This is a genomic window from Pseudomonas sp. TSO6 (assembly GCF_056098905.1).
The window spans coordinates 77,876-102,195 of record NZ_JBLZWV010000040.1; the positions used below are offsets into that span (position 1 = coordinate 77,876).

Annotated in this window: 21 protein-coding genes; 7 read left to right on the forward strand and 14 right to left on the reverse strand. The window is 61.4% G+C overall.

From position 1 onward, the window contains the following. The first annotated feature begins 14 nt into the window (after positions 1-14). The 3 genes from ACN6NG_RS18505 to ACN6NG_RS18515 all read left to right on the forward strand — a co-directional run bounded on the left by ACN6NG_RS18505 (position 15) and on the right by ACN6NG_RS18515 (position 4,030). Entirely contained in the window at positions 15-545 is a 531-nt protein-coding gene (locus tag ACN6NG_RS18505) for a sigma-70 family RNA polymerase sigma factor (protein ID WP_016500357.1), read from the forward strand. 2 nt (positions 546-547) lie between these two features. Then, entirely contained in the window at positions 548-1,495 is a 948-nt protein-coding gene (locus tag ACN6NG_RS18510) for a FecR domain-containing protein (RefSeq protein ID WP_474315413.1), read from the forward strand. Positions 1,496-1,579: 84 nt separating this feature from the next. Beyond that, positions 1,580-4,030: a TonB-dependent siderophore receptor gene (locus ACN6NG_RS18515; protein ID WP_474315416.1), complete on the forward strand. Its 2,451-nt coding sequence runs from the start codon at positions 1,580-1,582 to the stop codon at positions 4,028-4,030. Positions 4,031-4,435: 405 nt separating this feature from the next. Here the strand turns inward: ACN6NG_RS18515 and ACN6NG_RS18520 are convergent, their stop codons facing one another. The 11 genes from ACN6NG_RS18520 to ACN6NG_RS18570 all read right to left on the reverse strand — a co-directional run bounded on the left by ACN6NG_RS18520 (position 4,436) and on the right by ACN6NG_RS18570 (position 16,520). Beyond that, positions 4,436-6,286 (reverse strand): DUF3857 domain-containing transglutaminase family protein, encoded by a 1,851-nt coding sequence (locus ACN6NG_RS18520; RefSeq protein ID WP_353455156.1) that lies wholly within the window; start codon positions 6,284-6,286, stop codon positions 4,436-4,438. Positions 6,287-6,365: 79 nt separating this feature from the next. Then, positions 6,366-6,851: an isochorismatase family protein gene (locus tag ACN6NG_RS18525; protein ID WP_063422900.1), complete on the reverse strand. Its 486-nt coding sequence runs from the start codon at positions 6,849-6,851 to the stop codon at positions 6,366-6,368. A 59-nt stretch (positions 6,852-6,910) separates the two neighbouring features. Further along, positions 6,911-9,397: a TonB-dependent siderophore receptor gene (locus ACN6NG_RS18530; RefSeq protein WP_474315419.1), complete on the reverse strand. Its 2,487-nt coding sequence runs from the start codon at positions 9,395-9,397 to the stop codon at positions 6,911-6,913. A gap of 170 nt (positions 9,398-9,567) precedes the next feature. Next, a complete protein-coding gene (locus ACN6NG_RS18535; RefSeq protein ID WP_063422899.1) occupies positions 9,568-10,515 on the reverse strand; it encodes a FecR domain-containing protein in 948 nt (315 codons plus the stop codon). Positions 10,516-10,518: 3 nt separating this feature from the next. Then, complete coding sequence (locus ACN6NG_RS18540; RefSeq protein WP_063422898.1) at positions 10,519-11,028, reverse strand: sigma-70 family RNA polymerase sigma factor; 510 nt, start codon at positions 11,026-11,028, stop codon at positions 10,519-10,521. A 128-nt stretch (positions 11,029-11,156) separates the two neighbouring features. Then, complete coding sequence (locus ACN6NG_RS18545) at positions 11,157-12,389, reverse strand: type II toxin-antitoxin system HipA family toxin (protein WP_353455153.1); 1,233 nt, start codon at positions 12,387-12,389, stop codon at positions 11,157-11,159. Next, positions 12,373-12,627, reverse strand: a complete 255-nt coding sequence (locus tag ACN6NG_RS18550; RefSeq protein ID WP_043196736.1) for a helix-turn-helix domain-containing protein — start codon at positions 12,625-12,627, stop codon at positions 12,373-12,375. The genes ACN6NG_RS18545 and ACN6NG_RS18550 overlap by 17 nt, the downstream gene beginning before the upstream one ends. Before the next feature lie 88 nt (positions 12,628-12,715). After that, complete coding sequence (locus tag ACN6NG_RS18555; protein WP_474315422.1) at positions 12,716-14,428, reverse strand: peptidoglycan D,D-transpeptidase FtsI family protein; 1,713 nt, start codon at positions 14,426-14,428, stop codon at positions 12,716-12,718. 19 nt (positions 14,429-14,447) lie between these two features. Then, positions 14,448-14,786: a peptidoglycan-binding domain-containing protein gene (locus ACN6NG_RS18560; protein ID WP_474315424.1), complete on the reverse strand. Its 339-nt coding sequence runs from the start codon at positions 14,784-14,786 to the stop codon at positions 14,448-14,450. Continuing rightward, on the reverse strand, positions 14,770-15,300 hold the full coding sequence (locus tag ACN6NG_RS18565; RefSeq protein WP_474315426.1) for an OmpA family protein: 531 nt from the start codon (positions 15,298-15,300) through the stop codon (positions 14,770-14,772). The genes ACN6NG_RS18560 and ACN6NG_RS18565 overlap by 17 nt, the downstream gene beginning before the upstream one ends. Continuing rightward, a complete protein-coding gene (locus ACN6NG_RS18570; protein WP_063422893.1) occupies positions 15,297-16,520 on the reverse strand; it encodes a serine hydrolase in 1,224 nt (407 codons plus the stop codon). Before ACN6NG_RS18570 ends, ACN6NG_RS18565 begins: the two co-directional genes overlap by 4 nt. Positions 16,521-16,650: 130 nt before the next feature. On the opposite strand from ACN6NG_RS18570, the gene ACN6NG_RS18575 reads away from it, so the two are divergent. Continuing rightward, entirely contained in the window at positions 16,651-17,562 is a 912-nt protein-coding gene (locus tag ACN6NG_RS18575) for a LysR family transcriptional regulator (protein WP_063422892.1), read from the forward strand. Here the strand turns inward: ACN6NG_RS18575 and ACN6NG_RS18580 are convergent. The 3 genes from ACN6NG_RS18580 to ACN6NG_RS18590 all read right to left on the reverse strand — a co-directional run bounded on the left by ACN6NG_RS18580 (position 17,525) and on the right by ACN6NG_RS18590 (position 21,093). Further along, complete coding sequence (locus ACN6NG_RS18580) at positions 17,525-18,838, reverse strand: MFS transporter (RefSeq protein WP_258656504.1); 1,314 nt, start codon at positions 18,836-18,838, stop codon at positions 17,525-17,527. The genes ACN6NG_RS18575 and ACN6NG_RS18580 overlap by 38 nt on opposite strands. A 129-nt stretch (positions 18,839-18,967) precedes the next feature. Continuing rightward, the gene (locus tag ACN6NG_RS18585; protein WP_063422891.1) at positions 18,968-19,891 is read right to left on the reverse strand and encodes a carbon-nitrogen hydrolase family protein; all 924 of its coding nucleotides are present in this window, start codon (positions 19,889-19,891) and stop codon (positions 18,968-18,970) included. Between the two features lie 257 nt (positions 19,892-20,148). Further along, positions 20,149-21,093 (reverse strand): LysR substrate-binding domain-containing protein, encoded by a 945-nt coding sequence (locus tag ACN6NG_RS18590; protein WP_063422890.1) that lies wholly within the window; start codon positions 21,091-21,093, stop codon positions 20,149-20,151. Positions 21,094-21,287: 194 nt separating this feature from the next. Here ACN6NG_RS18590 and ACN6NG_RS18595 point away from each other — a divergent pair, with 194 nt between their 5' ends. From ACN6NG_RS18595 to ttdB, 3 genes are read left to right on the forward strand one after another with little or no spacing between them, the layout of a single operon-like run. Further along, positions 21,288-22,619, forward strand: coding sequence for a dicarboxylate/amino acid:cation symporter (locus ACN6NG_RS18595; protein WP_474315431.1), 1,332 nt, complete (start codon positions 21,288-21,290; stop codon positions 22,617-22,619). A gap of 53 nt (positions 22,620-22,672) precedes the next feature. Further along, a complete protein-coding gene (gene ttdA, locus ACN6NG_RS18600; RefSeq protein ID WP_019472939.1) occupies positions 22,673-23,572 on the forward strand; it encodes a L(+)-tartrate dehydratase subunit alpha in 900 nt (299 codons plus the stop codon). Further along, positions 23,569-24,177: a L(+)-tartrate dehydratase subunit beta gene (gene ttdB / locus ACN6NG_RS18605; RefSeq protein ID WP_003259286.1), complete on the forward strand. Its 609-nt coding sequence runs from the start codon at positions 23,569-23,571 to the stop codon at positions 24,175-24,177. Before ttdA ends, ttdB begins: the two co-directional genes overlap by 4 nt. Positions 24,178-24,320 lie beyond the last annotated feature (143 nt).

Here is a 24,320-nt window from a genome sequence, read left to right on the forward strand (position 1 = left end):
TTCAGGCGGCACGGATGAGCATTCCGGATATAGCTTTTACTTCTCAAGTCAGCCAGCTATACCGCGCCCAGAGCAAATGGTTGCATAACTGGCTGAAACCGCGGGTGAACTGCAGCCACCTGGCAGCAGACCTCGTCCAGGATGTGTTCGTGCGTGTCATGTCTGCTGCCGACGCTGCCGCAAAGCTCGACGCCGTACGCGAACCCAAAGGCTACCTGGCAACCATCGCTCGCCGCCTGATGATCGATCACCTGCGCCGGCTGCACCTGGAAAGGGCCTGGCTACAGGTGCTCGCCGAGCAACCCGAAGCACTGGACATCTCACCTGAGCAACGCGTGGCGTTGCTGCAAACCTTGTTCGAGCTCGACGCCATGCTAGCCGCGCTCGGGCCCAAGGTACGTGAAGCGTTTTTGCTTTCGCAGATCGATGGCATGCCCTACAAACACATCGCCACCCAGCTGGGTATTTCCGAAGTCAGTGTGCGCCGCTACATTGCCAAGGCGGCCGAGCACTGCATGATCTACAGCCTTGGGCATGGCCACTGAGCATGAACCTGAATGCCGAGCAACTGGCTTCGTTGCGCCAGGCCGCGCACTGGTTCAGCCAGCTCAACAGCGGTGAGGTGCAGGCCAGTGATTACTCAGCCTGGCAGCTGTGGCTGAATGCGACGCCCGTCAATGCCTGGGCCTGGCAGCAGGCAGAGCGCCTGCAAACGCGCATGGCAGCCAGCGAAAACCCGGCGTCTGCACGCGTACTGGCGCTGGCAGCCCACGGCCGCAACGCTAGCCGTCGGCGGGTGGTCAAGGCTGGCTTGATACTGCTGGGCGGCGGCGCGCTGGGCCTGGGGGGATACCGGGAGGTCAAGCAGTCTCCACTGCTGGCAGACGTGCGCACCGGCGTGGGCGAACAGCGTTCGCTGATGCTGAGCAATGGCACTGCGTTGATGCTCAATACCGCCTCTGCAGTCGATGTGGATGACGCCCTCGGCCCTGCACGCTTGCTGCTGCGCCAAGGTGAAGTCATGGTCACGGTGCCAACTCGCCAGCATTGCACGGTCAGCACCCGAAACGGCACGGTCGAGGCAGGCGAAAGCCGCTTCGCCCTGCGTTTGTTCGATGACGGCAGCAGCCTGGAGGTATTTGCCCGGCAGGCGCGTGTAACCCTGAGCTCGGGCCAGACCCTGCTGGTAAACAGCGGCGAGCGCTGTCGGTTCAACGACCAGGGCTTCGCCGCGCTGGAAACCGTCCCCTTGGCCGCAGATGCGTGGGGCCGGGGGTTGCTGATCGCCAATGACCAGCGCCTCGACGCGTTCATCAGCAACCTTTCACGCTACCGCCCGGGCTGGCTGCGCTGCACGCCAGCCGTGGCAGGCCTGCGCATCAGCGGCACCTACCGGCTCGACGATACCGACCAGATCCTGCGCGCGCTGACCACGTCACTGCCGGTGCAGGTCCAGGTGCGTACGCGTTTATGGGTCACCATCACGGCAGGGTAAAAAAATGCTGAGCGCCTGATCACTTTGCCAGGGCTTATCCGACTCATAGGTATCCCGACTTTTACCTATCAGAGAAACGCGACGATGACCTGCCGCTTCAACACCAGGCCTTTCACTGCGCCAGGCCTGCGCACCTGCCTGCTACTGACTGCACTGCTAGCGGGGCCTGCCGCTGCCAGCGCCGCGCAAGCCCATGACTACCACCTGCCGCAGGGCGATCTTGGCGAAACGCTGACCCAGTTCGCTGCCGAGTCTGGCATCGTGCTATCGTTCGACACCCACTGGACGCGCGGTAAACGTTCGCCTGCTCTTGAGGGGCGCTATGACGTCGATCAAGCCTTGCAGATTCTGCTCAGTGGCACCGGGTTGCAGGCTACTCGGGAAAGCGACGGGCGCTATTCGCTGCTGTCAAGCACCCAACAGGGCGATGCCCTGGAGTTAGCCCCCAGCCGCGTCGATGCCCTGGGGCTGGGTAACGTCACCGAGGGTACCGGCGCCTACACCACCGGCGGTTCTACCAGCGCAACCAAGCTGCCGCTGACCCTGCGCGAAACGCCGCAGTCGGTCAGCGTGATCACCCGCCAGGTGATCGACGACCATGGCTCGCAAGACATCGGCGACGTGCTGCGCAACACGCCCGGGGTTTCGGTTCAGGCTTACGACAGCGAACGCATGGAGTACTCCGCACGCGGGTTTGCCATTACCAACTACCAGTACGATGGCATCAACACCATCTACGACGGCGTCTACGATGAGGGCGTGACCCACGTCGACATGGCCGCCTACGACCGCATCGAAGTCATCAAGGGTGCGACCGGCCTGATGACCGGCTCTGGCGACCCCTCGGCGACGGTCAACCTGGTGCGCAAGAAGCCCACCCACGACTTCAAGGCGTCGATCACCGCCAGCGCAGGGTCCTGGGACAACTACCGTACCGAAGGTGATATTTCGGGTTCGCTCAACGACAGCGGTAGCGTGCGTGGCCGCCTGGTGGGTGCCTACCAGGACCGCAAGTCGTACCTGGACCACTACAAGCAGAAAAAGGATGTCTACTACGGCATTCTTGAAGCCGACCTGACGCCAGACACCCTGCTCTCCTTCGGCATCGACAACCAGGCCACCACCCCGCGCGGGTCGTCCTGGACAGGTAACCCGACTTACTTTTCCGACGGCAGCCGCACCGATTTCTCGCGTTCACACAACCCGGCGGCAGACTGGAGCCGCCGCGACTTCCAGTCCACCACCTACTTCACCTCACTGGAGCAGGCCCTGGCCAACGACTGGAAGGTCAAGCTCAGCCTCAGCCACATGATCAGCGATCATGACACGCGCCTGGCGTCCGCCAGCGGCGGCAACCCGGACCCGGCGACCGGCGAGGGGATGTTCCTGTACTGGGGGCGCTGGGAAGGTCACCGCGTGCAGAACACCGCAGACGTGAATGTCTCCGGCCCGTTCACCCTGTTCGGCCGCGAGAACGAGCTGGTGGCAGGCTTCATGACCTCGCATTCGAAGCAGACCGGCGATACCTACGACGGCAGCGCGTTCGCCATGGTGCCCGGCTCCATATTCGACTGGAATGGCAAACTGCCGGAACAGAACTTCCCGAAAAACGGCGACTACACCACCACGCAAAGCCAGAACGGCGCCTACGTGGCCACCCGCCTGAGGCCGACCGACAAGCTTTCGCTCATCCTCGGCACCCGGGTCAGCACCTTCAAGTACAACGATGATCAGGACTATTACCCAACGTCTTCGTTGAGCGACACCCACGCAAGCTACAAGGAACACGGGGTGGTCACCCCTTATGCGGGCGTGGTCTATGACCTGGACGACACCTACTCGGTGTATGCCAGCTACACCTCGATCTATCAGCCACAGGTTTACAAGGACATCAACGGCGCCACCCTCGCCCCTGTCGAAGGTGACGGCTATGAAGCCGGGCTGAAGGCTGCCTGGTTCGACGGCAGGCTGAACGGCACCCTGGCGTTTTTCCGCATCGAGCAAGACAACGTCGCCTCCAACATCGGCACCAACCCGGTGACCAACGAAGGCATCTACAAGGCCATCGACGGCGCCACCACCAAGGGCGTCGAACTGGAGCTGGCCGGCGAACTGGCACCCGGCTGGAACGTCACCGCCGGCTACACCTACGCCCGTACCCGCGACGCCGACGACCAACGGATTTTCGGCTTCCCTCTGGCAACCACCAAGCCTGAGCACGTAGTGCGGCTGTTTAACACCTACCGACTGCCTGGCGCATTCGACCAGGTGACCGTGGGCGGTGGGCTGCGCTGGCAGAGCGGCTTCTACGGCAACATCTACAGCCCGATCGCCAACGACTACACCCGCATCAAACAAGGCGGCTACACCCTGGTGGACCTGATGGCCCGTTATCAGTACAGCGAGCACTTGAGCTTCACGGTCAATGCCAACAACGTGTTCGACAAGGTCTACCTGACCGGGCTTGGCAACTTCGATACCACGTACTACGGCGAGCCACGCAACATGATGGTCACGACCCGCTGGGACTTCTAGGGCTACTGCCTTGCGCTGCCCGTCCTGGCCTCATCGCCGGCAAGCCAGCTCCTACAAGAACCGCGCAGAACTTGAGACCTGCGCTGGACCTGTGGGTTGCCTGTGCTGGCCTCATCGCCGGCAAGCCAGCTCCTACAAGAACCGCGCAGAACTTGAGACCTGCGCTGGACCTGTGGGAGTTGCCTGCGCTGGCCTCATCGCCGGCAAGCCAGCTCCTACAAGAACCGCGCAGAACTTGAGACCTGCGCTGGACCTGTGGGAGTTGCCTGTGCTGGCCTCATCGCCGGCAAACCAGCTCCTACAAGAACCGCGCAGTGCTTGAGACCTGCGCTGGACCTGTGGGAGCTGGCTTGCCGGCGATGGGCCGCAAAGCGGCCCTGATTGTTCAACCGGCCGGTGTCAGAGCTACCCAGCCTGCACGATGATCTGGCTTTGCAGGTCGCGGATCATTGCCTCCAGCGCCGGTTTCATGGCCGTGAAGTCCTCCGGCGAGCAGACTACATCCGGGTGGCTGAACTTGAAACGCCGCTCCACCACCACTGCGTTGCCCTCTTGGGAATAGCGCGCACTGTAGTCGACATTGCCGTCATGCAGCTTCACAGGTTTCGGGATTGCCAGCACGTTGACCTGGGCGGGGAACTCGAAGCGCGAGGTCTCCACCGTGTCGTTGCCAATGCACACGAAGCTCTGGCTGCGTTCCTTCTCCAGGGTGAAGCTGTAGACGTTCTGCGAGATACCGCCCGCCAGGCTGGTAAGGGTCGCCACACCCACCGGCCCTGGCAGGTTGACCAGGTTTTCCGTGTGCCCATCCACATTGCTGACAAAGTCGCCGTTGGCGGTGGACGGCTCGATCTTGATCGAACCACTGCCACGCTGCCCATAGGCGGCCAGCACCCTTTCGACCAGCATTTCCCGGTCTTCCGGTTTCATCAACTTCAAGCCGAAGCGGCTCATCTCGCTGGCCCAGCCCTTCACCGTCGAAACATTGGTGAAGTCGGCACCACCATCGGCCTTGACCTTGAACAGCAAGTCACTGGAAACCTGGTTCAGTTGCATGGCCGGGGTTTTGCCAAACTCACCAGTGGCAGTCAGCAGCACTCGCTTGTTCAGCACGGTCAAGGGCAGGTAACCGGCAGCAACCGATGGGTCAGTCGAGTCCAGGTACAAGTCCAGGCCCGGCACATAGGTGATCACATGGTTCAGCACACCCAAGGTCGGCACTTTGGGGAACACATAGGCAGTGCCCTGGTTCACCAGCGCCGGGGTGCTCTTGATGCCTGCCGCGCCCAGCAGCGCTTCCAGCAGCGCAACATGGTCCTTGCAGTCCCCGTAGCGGTTGTCCAGTACGGTTTGCGCGGCATGCGGCACCACCCCGCCAGCGCCGACGTACACCGCCACATAGCGGATGTTCTCGCGTACCCAGTCACTGAGGGTCAGCGCCTTCTCCCGCGCGGTGGGCAAGCCGGCCGTCAGGCGCTTCGCCAGTTCACTGATCTGCGGAGTGACCTCGACCGTGGCCCTGGCCTGGTAGGCCTGGGCGAAATCCTTGAAGCCGGAGAACGTCGAAACCGCCAGGTAGTGGCCGTAGTCCAGGTACGACACTGCACCTGTCTCGATCCGCGCCCGCGCCGCCGGTACATAGTCCCAGCGATACACCGTGCGCCCTTCCCCGCTGGCGGGTGACGACGCCTTGAAACCACGGGCATCGGCCTGCAGCGGCATGCCCTGGGGCAGGTCGTAGGTCAGCGAAAACTGCCCGACCGGGTAGAACTGCGGCACGGTGATGTCTTCGAACTGCCCAGGGAAAAGCGGCGTAGCGCGGTTGCGTTGATAACGCAGCACCAGCCGGTCCCCCACCGCAACCTCGGGGAAGATGACCACCTTGTTGACCGAGTCCTGGAACATCGGCGCCTGCGCAGAAGCCTGCTCCTGCTGCTCCTTGATGTGCGCGGCATCCACCTGCACTTTGCGGCCGTCGGGCTTTTGCGTGTAGGCCTCGACCACCTCCAGCGTCTCCAGCGAACGGTTGTAGCTTACCGGGTGCTGGGCATTGGTCTTGATGGCGCGTTCTTCGTTGATCAGCATGACGCTGTCGACATCAAGACGGAAGCTGCCGTCCTTCTGCACGACGAACGTCTGCGCGACCTTTTCCAGGGTGACTGAACGGTCGATACCATCGGTAAAGGCGTGGGCAAGGCCCGCCCAGAGCATTGTGACAGGCAGCAGAACAGCTGCCAGGTAGGGCTTTTTAAGCATGGAGATCCTTCTCGATCAGCGGAATGCAATCGACAATGATACGCATTGGCACCGCATGATGGCAAAGTGACAATATTCTTTAGCGTTGTCCCGCCAGTTCGGCCAGCACTTCAGCCGAGGTCGTGACCTGGCGGAAGTGATGCTGCCACAGCTCGATCCCCAGCTTGGCCGACCGGTCCAGCGAAGACCCTACCGTCATGTCCGTCACCAGGGTGGGCGTCAGCCCCGCATCGAACAGGGCAAAGCCAGCGGCCAGCACACAGGTTTCGGTCTGCAGCCCACACACCAGCACCCGCTCCACACCCAGTTGCCTGATGTACTCGATGGCTTCGGCGCTCTGCCCGTAGCCATGCTTGATGAACACCTGGTCGGCCTCGACCAGGCTTTCGTCCTCGGCCGCCGGGTGCCAGCCGAGCTGCCGCTCGAACGGCGTGACCCTTTCGTCGTGCAACTCGACCGAGGCAATGGTAGGAATGTTCGCTGACAACCGCCGCAAGCCATCGACCAGCCACTCGGGCGGGCTGAAGGTGGACTGGACATCGACGATGAGCAAAACCTGGCGCATAGCGTTCTCCCGCCATTGGCAAAATGGCGCGGAGTATACCGCGTGGCGCGGGGGCTTGATCACCAGTCGTAGGTCATCTCTACCGACGCAACCCGCTCCTGTCCGTAATAGCAGCCAAACGCATAGTTGCAGTCGGATACGTACTCGCGATCGAAGATGTTTTGCACATTCACGCTGGCCTGCAGGCCGCGCAGGCTTGGGTCGAGCTTGGCAAGGTCGTAGCTGACGGTGGCGTCATACACGGCATAAGCCGGTACTTCGAAGGTATTGGCCGAGTTACCCTGCTTGCGGCCGGTGTAACGTGCGCCGGCGCCAAACGTCAGGCCATTGAGAGTGGCCTGGGTGAAGTGGTAATCCACCCACAATGTGGCAGACACCGGGGCCTGCGCCTCATTGCGGTTGCCCTGGTCGCCATAGGTGCTTTTGGTATAGAACGAGTCGATGTAGGTGGCAGCGGCCAGTACATCGACATTCTCGATGCTGGATTTGAGCTCCAGCTCCACACCACGCGAGCGCACCTCGCCATTTTGCGTCTGGTACTGCGGGTACTCGGTATCGCCGGTCAGCATGTTCTTCTGTTTCACCTGGAACACCGAAGCCGTGAACAAGGTCCCGTCGACAGGCTGGTACTTCAGCCCCACCTCGTATTGCTCGCCTTCGCTTGGCTCGAACGCCTTGCCACCGCGCTCGGGCGCTGCGGTGCCCACGGTTGGCAAGAACGACTGGGAATAGCTGACATACGGCGCCAGGCCAAACTCGGTGACATAGGTAAGGCCGATGCGCCCGGTGAACTTGGTGTCGCGTTGGGAGGCAATGCTGTGCGCCAGCAGATCCTTGTTGTCGACTTCCGCCCAGTCCTGGCGCCCGCCTACCGTCAGGATCCAGTTGTCCAGCTTGATCTGGTCCTGCACGTACACCCCGGTCTGGCGCAGGGTGTTGTCCCAACGGGTATCCAGCACCGGCGTCACGTTGCTGGTGGGGTAGTTGTTCTTGCCATACAGGTCGACCGGCAACACGTTGTAGGCGTTGTAGCCATCGTACTTGCGCGAGAAGTGACGGTAGTCCGCGCCGGCCAGCAAGGTGTGCCGCAGTGCGCCCGTGTCGAAGGTGTACTCCAGGTTGTTATCGATGGTGTAGGCGATGTTGTGCTGGCGCCAGTCAAGCTTGACCCGGTTGGCGCGGGTGTAGTCCACCACATCGCCTTGCGTCACGAAGCTGCGCAGGTAGAAGCCTTTGTAGCGGTCGCGCACGTCGGTGTAGCGTGCGGTAGAGCGAAATGCCAGTTCGTCACTGAAACGATGGCTGAAGTCATAGCCAAAGATGTACTGGTTGCGCTTGTAATCGTTGTACCGCGAGTCCCCCGAAAAGAAGTCCCGGTCGATATGCTGGCCTGTCGGGCCACGCTTGAGCGAGCCGATCATCGGCAACGTCTGATAATCGGGCTCGCCATCATCACGCTGGACTTGGGCGAGCAGCGTCAGGGACGTGTCTTCGCTTGGCGCCCAGGTCAGGCTAGGGGCCAGCAACAAGCGCTCGCTGTGCGTGTGAGCGACCATCTCGTTGCCCTTGTCGGCAACCCCGACCAGGCGATAGGTAAAGGCCTTCTGCTCGTCCAGCGGGCCGCTGGTATCGAAGGCACCGTTGACCCGGTTGTAGCTGCCAGCGCCAAGCTTCACCTGGTTACGCTGCTCGCGGGTGGGGCGTTTGGAGACCATATTGATCAGCCCGCCCGGCTGGTTTTGCCCGTACAGCACCGAAGAAGGGCCTTTGAGCACTTCGATACGCTCCAGCGTGTAGGGGTCGATCTGAGGTGCGCCCCCAAGGCTACCGGCATACGGCAGGTACGCGCCGTCCAGGTAGAGCGGCGTCGGGGCAAACCCGCGGCTGGTGATTTCGTCGGCAATGCTGTTGCGATCGGTAAAGCCACCGGTGGCCAGGCCCGGGGTGTAGCGCAGCGCCTGGGTCAGGTTGCGCGCGCCCTGGGCTTGCACCTGGTCGGCGGTGACCACGTTGATGGCCTGGGGGATCTCCAGGATGGGCGTGTCAGTCTTGGTGCCGGTGGCACTGCGGCTGGCAACGTAGCCATTCACCGGCCCATAGGCGGACTCCACGGCCGCGCCGGTCACGCTGGTGGTATCAAGCTGCAGGGTCGAATCGTCACCGACCATTGGCAGCAGCGAGTAGCTGCCATTGGCCTGCTTCAACACCTGCAACCGGTTACCCGCCAGCAACTGGCGCAGGCCGGCATCGGGGCTGTAGCGGCCACGCAGGCCGGGCGACTTCAGCGCCTGCACCGATGACGGCTCGAATGACACCGTCACCCCGGCTGCCGAAGCAAATTGCGTGAGCGCCGTGGCCAGCGGGCCTGCGGCAATATCAAACGAAGCTTCAGCCTGGGTTTGCGCAATGGCAGGGCTGGCGACCATTATCGTTGCCAGTGGGGTCGCCAGCGCCACGCTGAACAATGCGCGATTCACGGCACGCGCCAGTTTGGTCCTGGTGGAGTTGATCAATAGGATGCGGTTGCAATCGTTGACAGCGAGCATGCGGTTTCCTTTCGCCCTGCGGCAGTTTTTTCATTGCGCTTGGTGCGCGTCTACCTACAAGTCGAACGAGAACGACAATCGATAACCCCTCAGGCAAAAAAAATCGCCAGCCTTCAGGCCATGACACTCAATCAAGCATTTTGGGGCCGCGTTGCGGCCCATCGCCGGCATCAGGCAGCCTCGACGCGCGTCCAGTAGCGGCTGAAGCGACGAATGCGCACAGGCAGCGTGGTGGTCAGGTTTTCCAGGACGATATCGATGTCGCCCAAGTGAAACGCCCCGGACAGTCGCAACCCGCCCACGGCCTCATCACAGCCCAGGTACCCGGGCCGATACCGCTGCAGCTCGCTCACGACATCAGCGAGGCGCCAGTCATCCACGATCAACATCTCGCGGGACCAGGCGTCTGCCATCACCGCTAGCGGTGTCACGTTGCCCATCTTTTCGGTGCTGAATTGCAACTGTTGCCCGGCCTCTACCCGCACAGCCGCCATGGTCTGTGCACTGCGCACTAGCACCGCATGCTGCAGCACGCACACCCGCGTAACCTCGTCGTCGCAGCGCACGATAAAACGCGTACCCAGTGCGCGGACACTACCCTGGCCTGTATGCACGATGAACGGGCGGGATAATGCATCCGATGCGGTCTGCACCAGGATCTCGCCTTTCAGCAACTCAAGTGCGCGCCACTGGCCGTCGTAGCGGATATCAACCGCGGTGTCGGTGTTCAGTTGCAACTGGCTGCCATCGTCAAGCCGCAACGAACGCTGCTCGCCAACGCCTGTGCGCACGTCGGCCATCAACCGCGCAACGCCGCCATCACGCAGCACCACACCCCCTGTCGCGCCCGCGACCAGCAGCACCGACAGCACCTTGAGTACCTCACGCCGCTTGGCCCTGGCGCTGCTTAACGTTGGCCGTGCAATACCGGGGGTGACCTGCGCCAGCTTGCCCTGCAAACGTGCCAGGCGCTCCCAGGCCTGCAGGTGTCGCGGGTCACTCAACAACCAGCGCTGATGCGCCGCTCGCGTGCTGTCATCCGCCTCGCAGCGCAGTTCCACATACCAGCGTGCGGCAGCCTCTAGGGTGTTGCGGTCCAATGGTTCAGCACCCGCCATGGTTCAAGCCTCAGCCAGCATCAGGCAGTGGGTCAGTGCCCTCACGGCGTGTTTTTTGACGGTGGTGAGCGAAACATCCAGGCGCCGCGCGATTTCCACATAGCTCAGGCCATCGAGCTGGGCCATGAGGAAGATCTCGCGGGTACGCGGGCCAAGGCCATCGAGCAGCCGATCGATTTCCAGCAGGGTCTCGATGATCTGCAGGCGCGCTTCGGGTGAAACCTCTACCTGCTCGGGCCGTGCCGCGAGGGTTTCCAGGTAGGCCTGCTCCACGGCACGCCGGCGGAACATGTCGATCATCAGGCTACGGGCGACACTGCTCAGATACGCCCGTGGCTGTTGCAGCTCTGCCGCCTTGCGCAGGGTCAGCACCCGCATGAACGTGTCCTGGGCCAGGTCGGCCGCATGCTCCATACACCCGAGCTTGCGGCGCAGCCACCCGCACAACCAGGAGTGGTGGTCCTCGTAAAGCGTGTGCACGGCTTTTTGCAGGGAAGGGTCAGCACAGGACATGGTAGAACCGATCAGAGCGTCTTTAATAATGACTCTCATTTAACCCGAGTCTGACCGGATTTCGCAATTGCTTTGCATAGCTGACTCGAAACACAGCTTGCGAAACGTGAACCAGGGTTCGAAGGAGCCTAGGCCACAATGCTTCTGTTCAACCCCAAGGCCCATGCAGCGGCCATCCTCTCCCCTACAGCCTCGAAGGCCGGATGGCTGTTGCGATAATCCGAAAGCTCCGCCATCGCACGGTTCATGCCGACTTCCACTCGGTTGAGCAACTCCTCGCAGCGCGCTTGCGTGAGGTTGCAGGCGGTGCGTCCGAACTGCACCAGCATCTTGCGCTTGGGCCACGCTTTCGACCCGCCCAGCAACAGCCCCATGATGTCGTGGCTGTTGTACACCGTCGTGGTCACCAGGTCATACGCCGGCGCGAGCCAGATGTCGGCGTGCTCGGCACAGTTCTCGTAGAGCAGGCCGAAATTCTTCAAATGTGCATCACCATTCTGGATACCGGCGCACAACGCGACCATGATGAAAAAGTCTTCCAGCGCACGAGGTACCCGCCCAGGTGTGACATACAGCTTGATCAACTGCGCGCAGCCCTGGTAGCTGCCATCGTACTTCTTGCGAGTGCCCCACCCCGAAAGCACGCACATGTCCTCAAAGCCCAGGTAGGCGTTGTCGCCGACGTCAAAGCGTTGAACAACCAGAAACCTCCCCTGCTGACTAAGCTGGAGCTCAGGTACTTGCAGGCCGCAATGCAACGCCGCGCGCATGCAGAAATACTCGTTGGCCGCCAACTGAGGAAAATCTGATTCGTTGAATGCCTTGACCAGGTGTGTCGCACCGCGGTGGGTGACCCGGTCAACATTGGGGGGGGCGGCCTCGATATCGCGCACCAGCACCTTCGGCTGAACACCGGATACCCCTGAATAGGCCGCGTAGGTACTCAAAAGCTCGGCAAACAGGTCTTTTGCGCCATCGTGAACCAGCACGCTGGACAGCTTCATGGCCGGCATGGGGTCGTCACCGAGATGCTGGGCGATGCTGATCCGACCCAGTTGGTGAGGGCCGACAATGCCTAGCAAGGCGAAATCATCAAAACCGCGCACCGACTTGCTGAACCGCCGCATCAGCTCTTCCTTGAGGTGCCCTTCCGGAAGGTTCATCTCGAACACGGGATGAATTCCATACTCCCACTTGTAACTCTCCAGGCGCGTTGGCATGGTCAGAGAGACGGCTTGCGCCTCACCAGCCGATGGGTTGTAAGTGAAGACCGTGTCACGCGGATTTTCGTTACTGCGCCCCAGGGTGCCGACAGTGGCGTCGCCCGCGCCGACGTACAAGCGATCACTCGAACTGATCATGGATACCCCCGGCCTTCAGCTCATCGAGTGTTCTACGCCGGCGCTTGGGCGTGGCCGTCAGTTCGTATCCCAAACCCTCCAGGATCGCTGCAACCTTGCGAATGCCGACTTCTGGGATCGAGTTGTTCTCGATCCCAGAAATGGTCGCACGACTCATGCCGTGACGCTGCGCGAGCTGGGCTTGTGAAAGCCCGGCATCCTTACGCAGCTTCTTGATCAATTTGCCCAATTCATCCATACATTTATGCACCGCATACAATGCATATCATCCCAAAAACATATTAATGCATCGTATTTGATTCAATAAAGTCTGTACAGGCGTTTCTTTACGGCCCTGTAAAGTCAAGGTTATCGGGTGCAATACCGTACAAGCGCAAGGCCTGCCCCACCACGCTGCTGAAGACTGGCGCCGATACCAACCCGCCGTAATAGCCCTGCTTCGACGGGTTGTCGAGCATGACCACCACCACGAATCTGGGCCTGCTGGCGGGCGCAAAGCCGGCGAATATCGCCCTGTAGGCCTTGCCCTGATAGCCATGGCCCTCAACTGCAGTTTTTCTCGCCGTACCGCTTTTGCCACCCACATGGTAGCCGGCCACTTTGGCCCGGTAGATCCCTCTCGGCGCCTCGACTACCTGCACCAGCATGTGCTTGAGCGCATCCGCCACTGGCGGTGCAATGGCCTGAGCCGTCGCTGGTGGCTGCGTCACCTTGAGCAGCGACACCGGTACACGCCTGCCGCCATTGACAAGGGTGGCGTAGGCACTGGCCAGTTGCACGGCCGTGACCGACACTCCATAACCGTAGGACAGCGTCGCTGTCTCGGTGGCCCGCCATTGCCGCCTGAGCGGCAGCAGCCCCGAACGCTCCCCCGGAAAGCCCGAGCCACTCGCCTGCCCCAGCCCTACACCTTGCAAGGTGTCTTGAATGGTCTGGCCACCGATATCGAACGCCACCTGGCTGATCGCAACGTTGCTGGAGCGCACCAGGATGCCGGTCATGTCCAGCCGCTCGCCTGCCGTGCGCGACGCATCGTGAATGGTAAAGCGGCCAATCTTCAGGCTGCCGGTTTGCACCAGCACGCTATCGGAGGCCTGCCAGCGGCCGCTTTGCAGGGCTGCGGCAACGGAGAACGGCTTGAGTGTCGACGCGGGCTCGAACACGTCCACCAGCGCGCGGTTACGCATCGCCGCCGGGCTAACATGCGCCCGGTTGTTCGGGTTGTAGGTCGGGTAGTTGGCCACGGCCAGCAGCTCGCCCGACTGCACATCCAGCACCACCACGCTGCCCGCCTCGGCACCGTTGTCCACGATGCCCTTTTTCAGTTCGCGACTGGCCAGGTATTGCAACCGCAGGTCCAGGGACAACGCCAGGGCTTGGCCCGGTTTTGCCGGCAGGCTCACACCCAGGTCCTCGATCACATGACCACGCCGGTCCTTCAGCACCTGCTGCTTGCCGCGCTCACCGCGCAACACGGCATCGTAAGCCAGCTCAATGCCTTCGCTGCCGTTGCCGTCGATATCGGTAAAGCCGACCAGTTGCGCGGCAACTGAGCCGGCCGGGTAAAACCGTCGCGGCTCCTCCAGGCTGTACACACCCTTGACGTGCAAGCGTTGCACCGCCTGCAACAAATGCTGCGCCTGTTCGGGGGCAAGGCGCCTGCGCAGGTAGATGAAAGCTTTGCCGGTGCTGCGCTGCAACAACGCTTTCAGTCGGTCGCGTGGCATGCCCAATGCATCGGCGAGCGCCGGCCAGCTTGGCTTTTCCATGGCCAGTTCCCGGCCATTGGCCCACAGCGTCACCACCGGCGTGCTGACCGCCAGCGGCTGGCCGTTGCGGTCGGTTATCAGCCCGCGCGGGGCAGCAATGTCCAGATAACGCAGGCTGCGCGCATCTCCCTGCTGGCGCAGGAAGCGGTTATCCAGCACCTGCAGGCTGACAATGCGCCAGCACAGGACCGAGGACAACAGCAGGACCAGGAAAATGACCAACCTGAAGCGCCACGGGTAACCCGGCGAAGTTGTTGTAGCGAATGCCATGGCTTGGGTTCACAACCGTTCAGGGCTGCATCCAGTGCGGCGGCGCAATGCCAAGCACGTTCAGCGTGGGCAGGTTGACGCTGCCAGTGAGGGGCAGCTCATGCGCCATTTGCAGCAGGTAAAGTGCTTCCTGTGTACCCGCTCCGATCAGCCCATCGATTTCACCCTGATACAAGCGCAGCTCCGACAATGCCAGCTGTAGCTGCTTCACCAGTTGCGTGCCCGGTGCTGCTGCCTGGCTTTCTTCAGGCAACACGTCCGGCACGTGCGGGGCAGCACTCGAAAGGTTGGCGCAGAGTGCCAGCACCACAAGGCAAACGCCTTGCATCAGCACCACACCATTACTGAAGCGGGTCATAGCCAAACGCATCGCTGTGGCTGTTCCATTCCACCACCACCCGCCGGTTGTATTGCATGGTCTCTGCACCACTGCCCTCGTGCGCCGGGTAGCGCTCGCCGTAGGCACGCGTGTTCAGCTGATCGTACAAAGCCCCGTATTTCACCAGGTAATAGGCGATCATATCGGCGCGAGCCTGGGCCAGTACCACGTTCTGCTCAGGCGAGCCCTCGTCATCCGTATGGCCTTCGATGAACACCTCGGCCTGTGGGTGGGCAAGCAGAAAGACCGCTACCTGCCCCAACCTGGCGATGTCCTGGTCGGTAACGGCCGCGCTGTCCGTGGCGAAGTACACGACCAGGCCCCCGGCCGTTTCGCGCTCATCCGACTGCAGGCGCAGCGCGCGTTCATTGAAGGCATCGGCCTCGTCCGCGGTCACCCGCAAACGGTGCTCGCTGGCAGCGTGGTCGGTACTGCAGGCTGCCGTGGCGAGCATGCACATGGCAGGCAGCAGGTAACGCAGGCAACTGTTCATAAGCCCCCCTCGCCGTTGCACAACAGGCACACACCCAGCCACTGATAGAGCTTCAGCAGCAGAAAGTCCCAGGCACGGCTGAACCAGCCGCCCTCGTCGACCGTCTCCATCACGACCAGGGGCTTTTCCGCGATGTGCCGGGAACCGATCTGGAAATTGATCACACCCACCACCTGCCCCGCCTGCAACGGCGCATGGAGTTCGGGGCTGTCGAGGATGGCACTGACGCTCACTTCAGCGGCCTGCCCATAGGGCACGCTGATGGCCGGGTGTGCGCCTGCATTGAGCTTTACGTTGTGCGTATCACCAAACCAGACACGCTTGCTTACAAACACTTCGTCAGCCTTGATCGGGGTAACCGTCTCAAATGCTCGAAACCCCCACTTGAGCAGCTTTTCACTCTCCTGAAACCTCAGCCGGTCCGACTCGGCGCCCAGCACCACGGCAATCAGCCGGCGCCCGTCGAGCACCGCCGAAGTCACCAGGCTGTAGCCACCCGCAGCGGAATTGCCGGTCTTAAGACCGTCGACAGCCAGGCTGGTACTCCACAACAGCCGGTTGCGGTTGCGCTGAACCACCTGGTTGAAAGAAAACGCCTTTTTCTTGTACAGGGCATATTCAGCCGGCAATTGTTCAATCAGTGCCCGGCTCAATAACGCCATGTCCCGCGCGCTGCTGTATTGCCCTTCGGCGGCCAGACCATGCACGGTCTTGAATTGGGTATTGAGCATGCCCAGTTGGCGGGCCTGTTCATTCATGGCATCAACAAAGGCCTGTTCACTGCCGGCCAGGTAATCTGCCACCGCGATACAGGCATCATTGCCAGATTGAATGACAATGCCCCTGTTCAAATCATCAATGGTCACCCGGTCACCGGGTTTCAGAAACATCAACGACGACCCCTGCAACTGCGCGTTGCCAGCCGCCGAAGCGTCGGTGTCGATCGTTACTCGGTCATTCCCGTCGACAGTGCCACCCTGCAGAGCCTGGCCCAGCACGTAACTGGTCATGATCTTCACCAGGCTGGCCGGGTCTACCCGGGCGTCGGCATTTCCCTGCGCCAGCACTTCGCCGCTTTCAGGGTCCATCAACAACCACGATTGCGCAGCAACACCCGGTGCTGGCAGATAATCTTCGGCCTGCGCCAACCCTATATTCAGCACTAGCAACTGTGCAACTAACGCCCCCAACAACCCGCCGACAACTCGAATACCTTTCATACACTCCACAACCTGAAACACATCACAACTCATACATTCAGAACACACCTGAAGTACGCCCCTGAATTATTTGTCGGTGCATTCTGCGAGTGCGTATACTATAAATCAATCAACTATCAGGATATCTGATATGCATAATATTGATATCGATAGCGTCGACCTGAACCTGCTTCGGGTATTTGTCGCGTTGATCGAAGAAGGTGGCGCCAGCCGCGCTGCACTACGCCTAGGCGTCACCCAACCCGCCGTCAGCGCCGCCCTCGCCCGCCTGCGGGAGGTCTACGCCGACCCGCTGTTCGAACGTACCGGCCGAGGCCTGCGGCCTACCGTGCGGGCCAACGAGCTGGCGCCACTGATTGGCGAGGCACTCAACCGCTGCCGGCAAGCCTTGGCACTGTCGGTGGCAGGCAAGGACATCAAAGGCCGCACCATCACTGTCGGGCTTTCGGACGATGCCGAAATCGCCCTGGGGCAAGGCCTGCTGGCATTGGTCGACAAACACCTGGGCGGGTTGCGTATCCTGTTCAGGCAAACCCATAGCGGCCTGGTGCAGGACATGCTGATGCGCCACCAGGTGGATATCGCCGTGTCTGCAGGTGGGTTGTCCTCACCCCTGATTGCCCGGCAGCGCCTGGGCCGGGGCAATTACCTGGGCATTGCCGATGCGCACAACACCCCACCGGTCAGTGCAGAGGACTATGCCCAGCGGCCGCACCTGCTGGTGTCATCGGGTGGTTTTGTCGGCATCGTCGACGAAGGCCTGAATGCTGCCGGGTACAAGCGCAGCATTCGTGCCTCTACCTCACACTTTGCCGCCGTGCCGTTCCTGCTGGTGGGCTCGGAGCTGATCACCACGGTGCCTACCCACGCCGCACGCGCCATGGAGCGGGTGTCGACGCTCAAGACCTTTCCTTGCCCGGTAGCGCTCCCCTCCTACGACCTGGAGATCGGCACGCGGGTCGGCAGCAAGCATGACAGCACACTGCAAACGGTCAAGGCTTTGATCATCGAGCTGGTTGAGCAGTCGTTCTGCCTGTCGTGACGGCCGTGCCCTCGATCAGCCGCGCCGGTATGGCAAGGATCAGCACCGTTGCCCCCAGGGTGAGCGCACCGGCAAACACATACAGGCCAAGGTCGAGGCTGCCGGTGCTGGCCTTCACCGCCCCCAACACCGTCGGGCTGGTGAAGCCGCCGAACAGGGCCAGCGAATTGATCAAGGCAATGCCCCCGGCGGCCGCCTGGCCACCCAGGTAGCGCGTGGGGATGGTCCAGAACAATGGCATCGAGGCATACAACCCCACCGCTGCCACGCTCAAGGTCACCAGCCCAGGAACCAACTGCCCCGGCACCCAGGTACAGGCAACCAAGGCACAGGCCGCCAGTACCATGCAGCTTGCCAGGTGCCAGCGGCGCTCACCCACCGCATCGGAGTGCCTGCCGATCACAATCATCCCCACACCACCGGCAAGGTACGGCACGGCCGTAAGCAGGCCGGTGTGCAAAGGGTCTGTCACGCCATAGCCCTTGATCATGCCCGGCAGCCAGAAGCCCAGGATGTACAGCCCGGCCATCACCGAAAAGTACACCAGTGCCAGGGCATAGACCCGCGGGTCGCGCAGCACCGCACCCAGCCTGTGGCTGCTGCCGGCAACGGGCGCTTCGACCTCCTGGGCAATGCGCGCGCGTTCCTCGGCACTTAGCCATTTGGCGTCTTCGGGCCTGTCGATCAGCAGCAAGGCCGCCAGGATACCCAGGACAATCGCCGGCGACCCTTCAAGCAGGAACATCCACTGCCAGCCATGCAGGCCATGCACGCCATCCATGGCCCCGATGATCCAGCCGGATAACGGCCCGCCCAGCACCCCGGCGATGGCGATGGCAGACATGAACACAGCGATCACACTGCCGCGCAGGCGTGCCGGGAACCAGAAGGTCAGGTAAAGGATGATGCCAGGGAAGAACCCGGCCTCGAACACACCCAACAGGAAGCGGGCGATATAGAACTGCTGTGGGGTCTGGACGAACATCATGCTGGACGACACCAGGCCCCAGGCAATCATGATGCGCATGATCGTCCTGCGTGCACCGATACGCGTCAGCAACAAGTTGCTGGGCACTTCAAACAATACATAACCAATAAAGAAGATACCTGCGCCCAGCCCATATACAGCATCACTGAAACCCAGGTCCTGTTGCATGCGCAACGCCGCAAAGCCGATGTTCACACGGTCCAGGTAAGAAACGATGTAACTGACAAACAGCAAGGGCAAGATCTTCCAGGCGATCTTGCGGTACAACAGGCGCGAATCGTTGTTCATTTCTGAAAAGCCTCGGATGTTTTTTTTATTGGTGCAGGGCTGCGTAATGCACAGAAACGTGAATCGGCCCCTGCCGGGCGGCAGCGCGACGCCAGGCAGGGGCCGATTCAACGGTGTCGCGTGTTCAGGTCACTGCTGGAACTTGACGGAGGCCTTGGCCCGTTCATCGACGATCAGGGTGAATACGTCGGGCCGCGAGTAGTGGCCAACCACATCGAAGTCGTAACGCGCCTTGACCAGCTCGGCCGAATCGATCTGCGCCACCAGCAAGCCCGGGCCGTTTTTCAGCGGGCCGGCAATCACCTCGCCCATGGGGCCGATGATCACGCTGTTGCCCTGCATCAGCAGGCGGTCATCGTCCCAATGCGGCAGGCTCACCCCAAGGTCGCGCGGTGAGGGCTGGAACTGGCAGGCACTGACCAGGAAGCAGCGCCCCTCGTGAGCGATATGGCGCATGGAAACCTGCCAGTTGTCGCGCTCGTCCACAGTCGGTGCACACCACACCTCGATGCCTTTGGCATACATGGCCGTGCGTAGCAGCGGCATGTGGTTTTCCCAGCAGATGGCAGCACCGATCTTGCCGACCGGGGTGTCGATCACCGGCAGTGTAGAGCCGTCGCCCTGCCCCCAGATCAGCCGCTCACTGCCGGTTGGCATCAGTTTGCGGTGGTTGCCGACCAGCCCCTGTTCCGGCGAGAAGAACAAGGCCGAGCAGAACAGCGAACTGCCCGCACGCTCGATCACGCCGACCACCAGAAGTGCACCGGTGCGTTGTGCCAAGGCTGCCAGCTCGGCAGTTTCAGCGCCCGGTACATCAATGGCATTGTCGAAATAGCGCTGGAAAGCTTCGCGGCCTTGAGGCAGGCGATAGCCCATGTAAGTGCCGAATATTTCACCTTTCGGATAACCGCCGAGCAAGGCTTCCGGCATGACGACCAATTGCGCGCCAGCGCGCTTTATTTCGTCTTCATAAGTCAGGATTGTTTCCAGCGTTTGTTGTTTGCCGTCAGGGTGAGAGCCAATTTGCAGTGCGGCTACAGTCGAGATAGTCATGGTTTTTTATTTTTCAGGTGGTGGATGTTCTGCATAGGTTCCACTTACCCGCGATATCGAGCAATTCGCATTGCTTTAGATCTGCTATCAGCTCTATTTATATCCTGAACAATGGCACGCTGTTACTGTGCCCCTCCCATGGACATCATCCCTGGCCTATGCAGCTCGCGGTAGGAGCAGCCTTGTGCGGCGAAGAGGCCATTGCAGCCGAAGATGATCTTCAGCCCTGGCGGCCTCTTCGCAGCACAACGCTGCTCCTACAGGTCCTGTGCTTGCCTTGGGAAATGGCGCAGCTGCCACGCCGCCTGGCTGTCGTCCTGGCGGAAGAACGTCCTCAAGTGCTCGACAAAACACGACACCTTGGCCGACAGGTTCAGACGCTCCAGGTACACGGCATAGATATCCGCAGGCGGCGTCTGGTAATCGCCCAGCACTTCCACCAAACGCCCGCTGCGCAGGTGGTCGGCCAAGTTCCACTCGGCCCGCATCAGGATGCCTTGCCCATCGAGAGCCCAGTTCAGGGCAACTTCGCCATCATTGGTGCTCAGGCTGCCACGTACCTTCACCGACTCGCTCTGCTTGCCGCGGCTGAGCCGCCAGATGCCGAACGCGGCATCGTTCTGGCGCAACACGATGCAGTTGTGGCTGGCCAGGTCTTTTGGCGCTTCAGGGGTGCCGTGGGCCGCCAGGTAAGCGGGCGCCGCGCACAACCGGCGGCGGTTGGCCGCGATCTTGCGGGCAATCAGGCGCGAGTCAGGCAGCTCACCAAAGCGGATAGCCACATCGATGGCATCGTTCGGCAGGGCGATGGGGCGGTCGGTGAGGTGCAACTGAACCTCCACCTCGGGGTAGCGTTTGGCAAACGACGACACTGCCGGCCCCACATGCGTACGACCAAAACCCAGCGGTGCATTGACCCGTAGCAGGCCCTTGGGCTCGGCACGGCTGCTGGAAACCTGGCGCTCCATTTCCTCGATCTCACCCAGTATCCGCCGGGCATTCACCAGGTAGGTCTCGCCCTCGGCGGTAAGGCTGATGCTGCGTGTTGTGCGGTTAAGCAGGCGCACACCCAGGCGCTGTTCCAGCTGCGCCAGGCGCTTGGAGACTGCGGGCGGCGTCAGGTTCAGTTCGCGCGCAGTGCCCGCCAGGCTGCCCACCCTGATCAGCTGGGTGAAGAACGCCAGCTCCGATACCGGATTCATAATTAACCTGAGGGAAATAATGAGTTGAATTTCATTGTATTACAGCATTTTTGAAAAACCATTACCTTTTGCCCTGCGTGATTAACCACAAAGAAGCTGGGCTTTTCGGCCGCCAAGGCCAGGTGTGACCTGCACCCCACGATCAGCCCGGCCGCCAGATAAATCCGACTCACAACAATAATTCGGAGACGGCAATGGCCAAGCGATTGTTCGGCAAGCTTTACGTACAGGTATTGATCGGCGTAACCCTCGGGGTGCTGATCGGGGTGTTCTGGCCACAGGTGGGCGCAGACTTGAAGCCCATCGGCGACGCCTTCATCAAACTGATCAAGATGGTCTTCGCCCCCATCATCTTCGCCACGGTGGTGCTGGGCATCGCCAAGATGGAAAACATGAAGGAACTCGGCCGCGTGGGTGTGCGTGCGCTGATCTACTTCGAAGTGCTGTCCACCTTTGCCCTGGTACTGGGGTTGGTGGTGGTCAACATCGTACAGCCCGGCCAAGGCATGAACGTCGACCCTGCCACCCTCGACGCCAAGAGCATCTCGACCTACACCGCTGCCGCTGCCGGCAACAGCGGCGGCTTCATCGACTTCATGCTGCATGTGATACCCGGCAGCGTGACCGACGCCTTCGCCAAGAACGAGATCCTGCCGATCCTGCTGTTCAGCACCCTGTTTGGCATCGCCCTCTCGCACCTCGGCCCTCGTGGCAAGCCCATGGTGGATGTGCTGGAGGCGTTCTCCCACGGCATGTTCTTCATCGTCGGCATGATCATGCGTGTAGCCCCGCTGGCCGCTTGCGGCGCCATGGCCTTCACCGTCGGCAAATACGGCCTGGGCTCCATCGTGTCGTTGGGCAAGCTGATGGCAACCATGTACCTGACCTGCTTCCTGTTCGTGGTGATCGTGCTGGGCACCATTGCCCGGTTGTCCGGCTTCAACCTGTGGAAGTTCCTCAAGTACCTGAAGGAAGAGCTGTTCACGGTACTGGGCACCAGCTCGTCCGAGTCGGTGGTGCCGCAGTTGATGAACAAGCTGGAAAAGGTCGGCGTGTCCAAACCGGTGGTGGGCCTGGTGATCCCCTCGGGCCTTACCTTCAACCCGGATGGCCAGTGCATCTACTACACCATGGCCGCCATCTTCATCGCCCAGGCCACCAACACGCCGTTGACCCTGATGGACCAACTGCTGGTGCTCGGCGTGCTGCTGCTCACCTCCAAGGGCTCCGCAGGGGTGACAGGTTCGGGCTTCATCACCCTGGCCGCAACCCTGGCGACCATGGACAACATTCCTGTGGCCGGCATGGTGCTGCTGCTGGGCGTGGACCGCTTCATGTCCGAAGCCCGCGCCATCACCAACACCATTGGCAATGCCGTCGGCACCGTGGCTATCGCCAACTGGGTCGGTGCACTGGACAAGCAACGCATGGCCCAGGCCCTGGACGGCCAGCTACCGGCAGAACCACAACCCACCGATACCCGCCCTGCCCTTGCACAACTGGAGGCCGGCACACCCACATCCTGACCTATCGATAACAGCAAAAAGAACCCGCCTTGTGATGCAGTGAGGAAATAATCATGGACAAAGAAACCGCCGTGTCATCGCTTACCGACGTGATGGCCAAGTTCACCGCCTACATCGGCAAACGCCTGCCCAAAGACGTGAAGGAAAAGACCGCCAAGTTGCGCGCCGCCGAAACCAACCCGCTGGCCATCGCCGTGTACGACTCGATGGCCGACAACCAGGAGTACGCCGACAAGCTCAACCGCCCTAGCTGCCAGGATACCGGGGTGATCCAGTACTTCGTCTCGGCCGGCGCGCGCTTCCCGCTGCTCGGTGAGATGGAAGGCATCCTCGAGAACGCCACCAAAGAAGCCACCATCCAGGGGCCGTTGCGCCACAACGCGGTGGAAACCTTCATCGAGAAGAACACCGGCACCAACACCGGCTCGAAAATCCCGTGGCTGGACTGGGAAATCATCCCCGATGCCGACTACGCCATCGTCGATGTGTACATGGCCGGTGGCGGCTGCACCTTGCCAGGCTCGGCTAAGGTGCTGATGCCGGGGCAAGGCTATGAAGGGGTGACCGAGTTCGTCTTCGATGTCATCACCTCTCGCGGCGTCAACGCCTGCCCGCCGCTGCTGGTGGGGGTTGGGGTTTCGACTTCGGTGGAAACTGCGGCACGCCTGTCGAAGAAGGCCATCCTGCGCGAGGTGGACTCCAGCCACCCCAACGAAAGTGCGGCAATGATGGAAAAGCTGCTGGAAGACGGCCTGAACGAAATTGGCATCGGCCCCCAGGGGCTCACCGGCAACAGCAGCGTAATGGGCGTGAACATCGAGTCCTCGGCCCGCCACCCCTCCACCATCGGCGTGGCAGTGTCCACCGGCTGCTGGGCGCACCGCCGCGGCAAGATCCGCATCAACGCCGACCTGACCTACGACATCCTCTCGCACGAAGGGGTAGTACTGTGAAAAAGATCCTGAGCACACCGATCAGCGACGAAGACCTGGCCAACCTCAACGTCGGTGATGTCGTCTACCTCACAGGCCAACTGGTGACCTGCCGTGACGTGGCACACCGACGGCTCATCGAGCTGGGCCGCGAACTACCGGTTGACCTGCGTGGCGGCGCGATTTTCCACGCAGGCCCCATCGTCAGGAAGAAGGACGATGGCAGCTTCGAGATGGTTTCCATTGGCCCGACCACCAGCATGCGCATGGAAAAGTTCGAAAAGCAGTTCATCGAGCAAACCGGCGTGAAGCTGATTGTCGGCAAAGGTGGCATGGGGCCTGAAACCACCACCGGCTGCCTGGAAAACAAGGCGGTGCATGCTGTGTTCCCGGGCGGTTGTGCAGTGCTGGCAGCAACCCAGGTGGAAGAGATCGAGCGCGCCGAGTGGCAGGACCTGGGCATGCCGGAGACACTGTGGGTCAACCGCGTGCGCGAGTTCGGGCCGCTGATCATCTCCATCGATACCAAGGGCAACAACCTGTTCGAGCAGAACAAGGCCCGCTTCAACGAGCGTAAAGGGGCAGTGATCGAAAAGATCAACAGCCAGGTGCGCTTCATCAAATAACCAAGCCGCTTTGGGGCCGCTGTGCGGCCCATCGCCGGCAAGCCAGCTCCCACCCCGATCGCATGAGCCTCAGGGCATATGCAGTCCCTGTGGGAGCCTGGCTTGCCGGCGATGGGCTGCGAAGCAGCCCCAAGACAACCAAA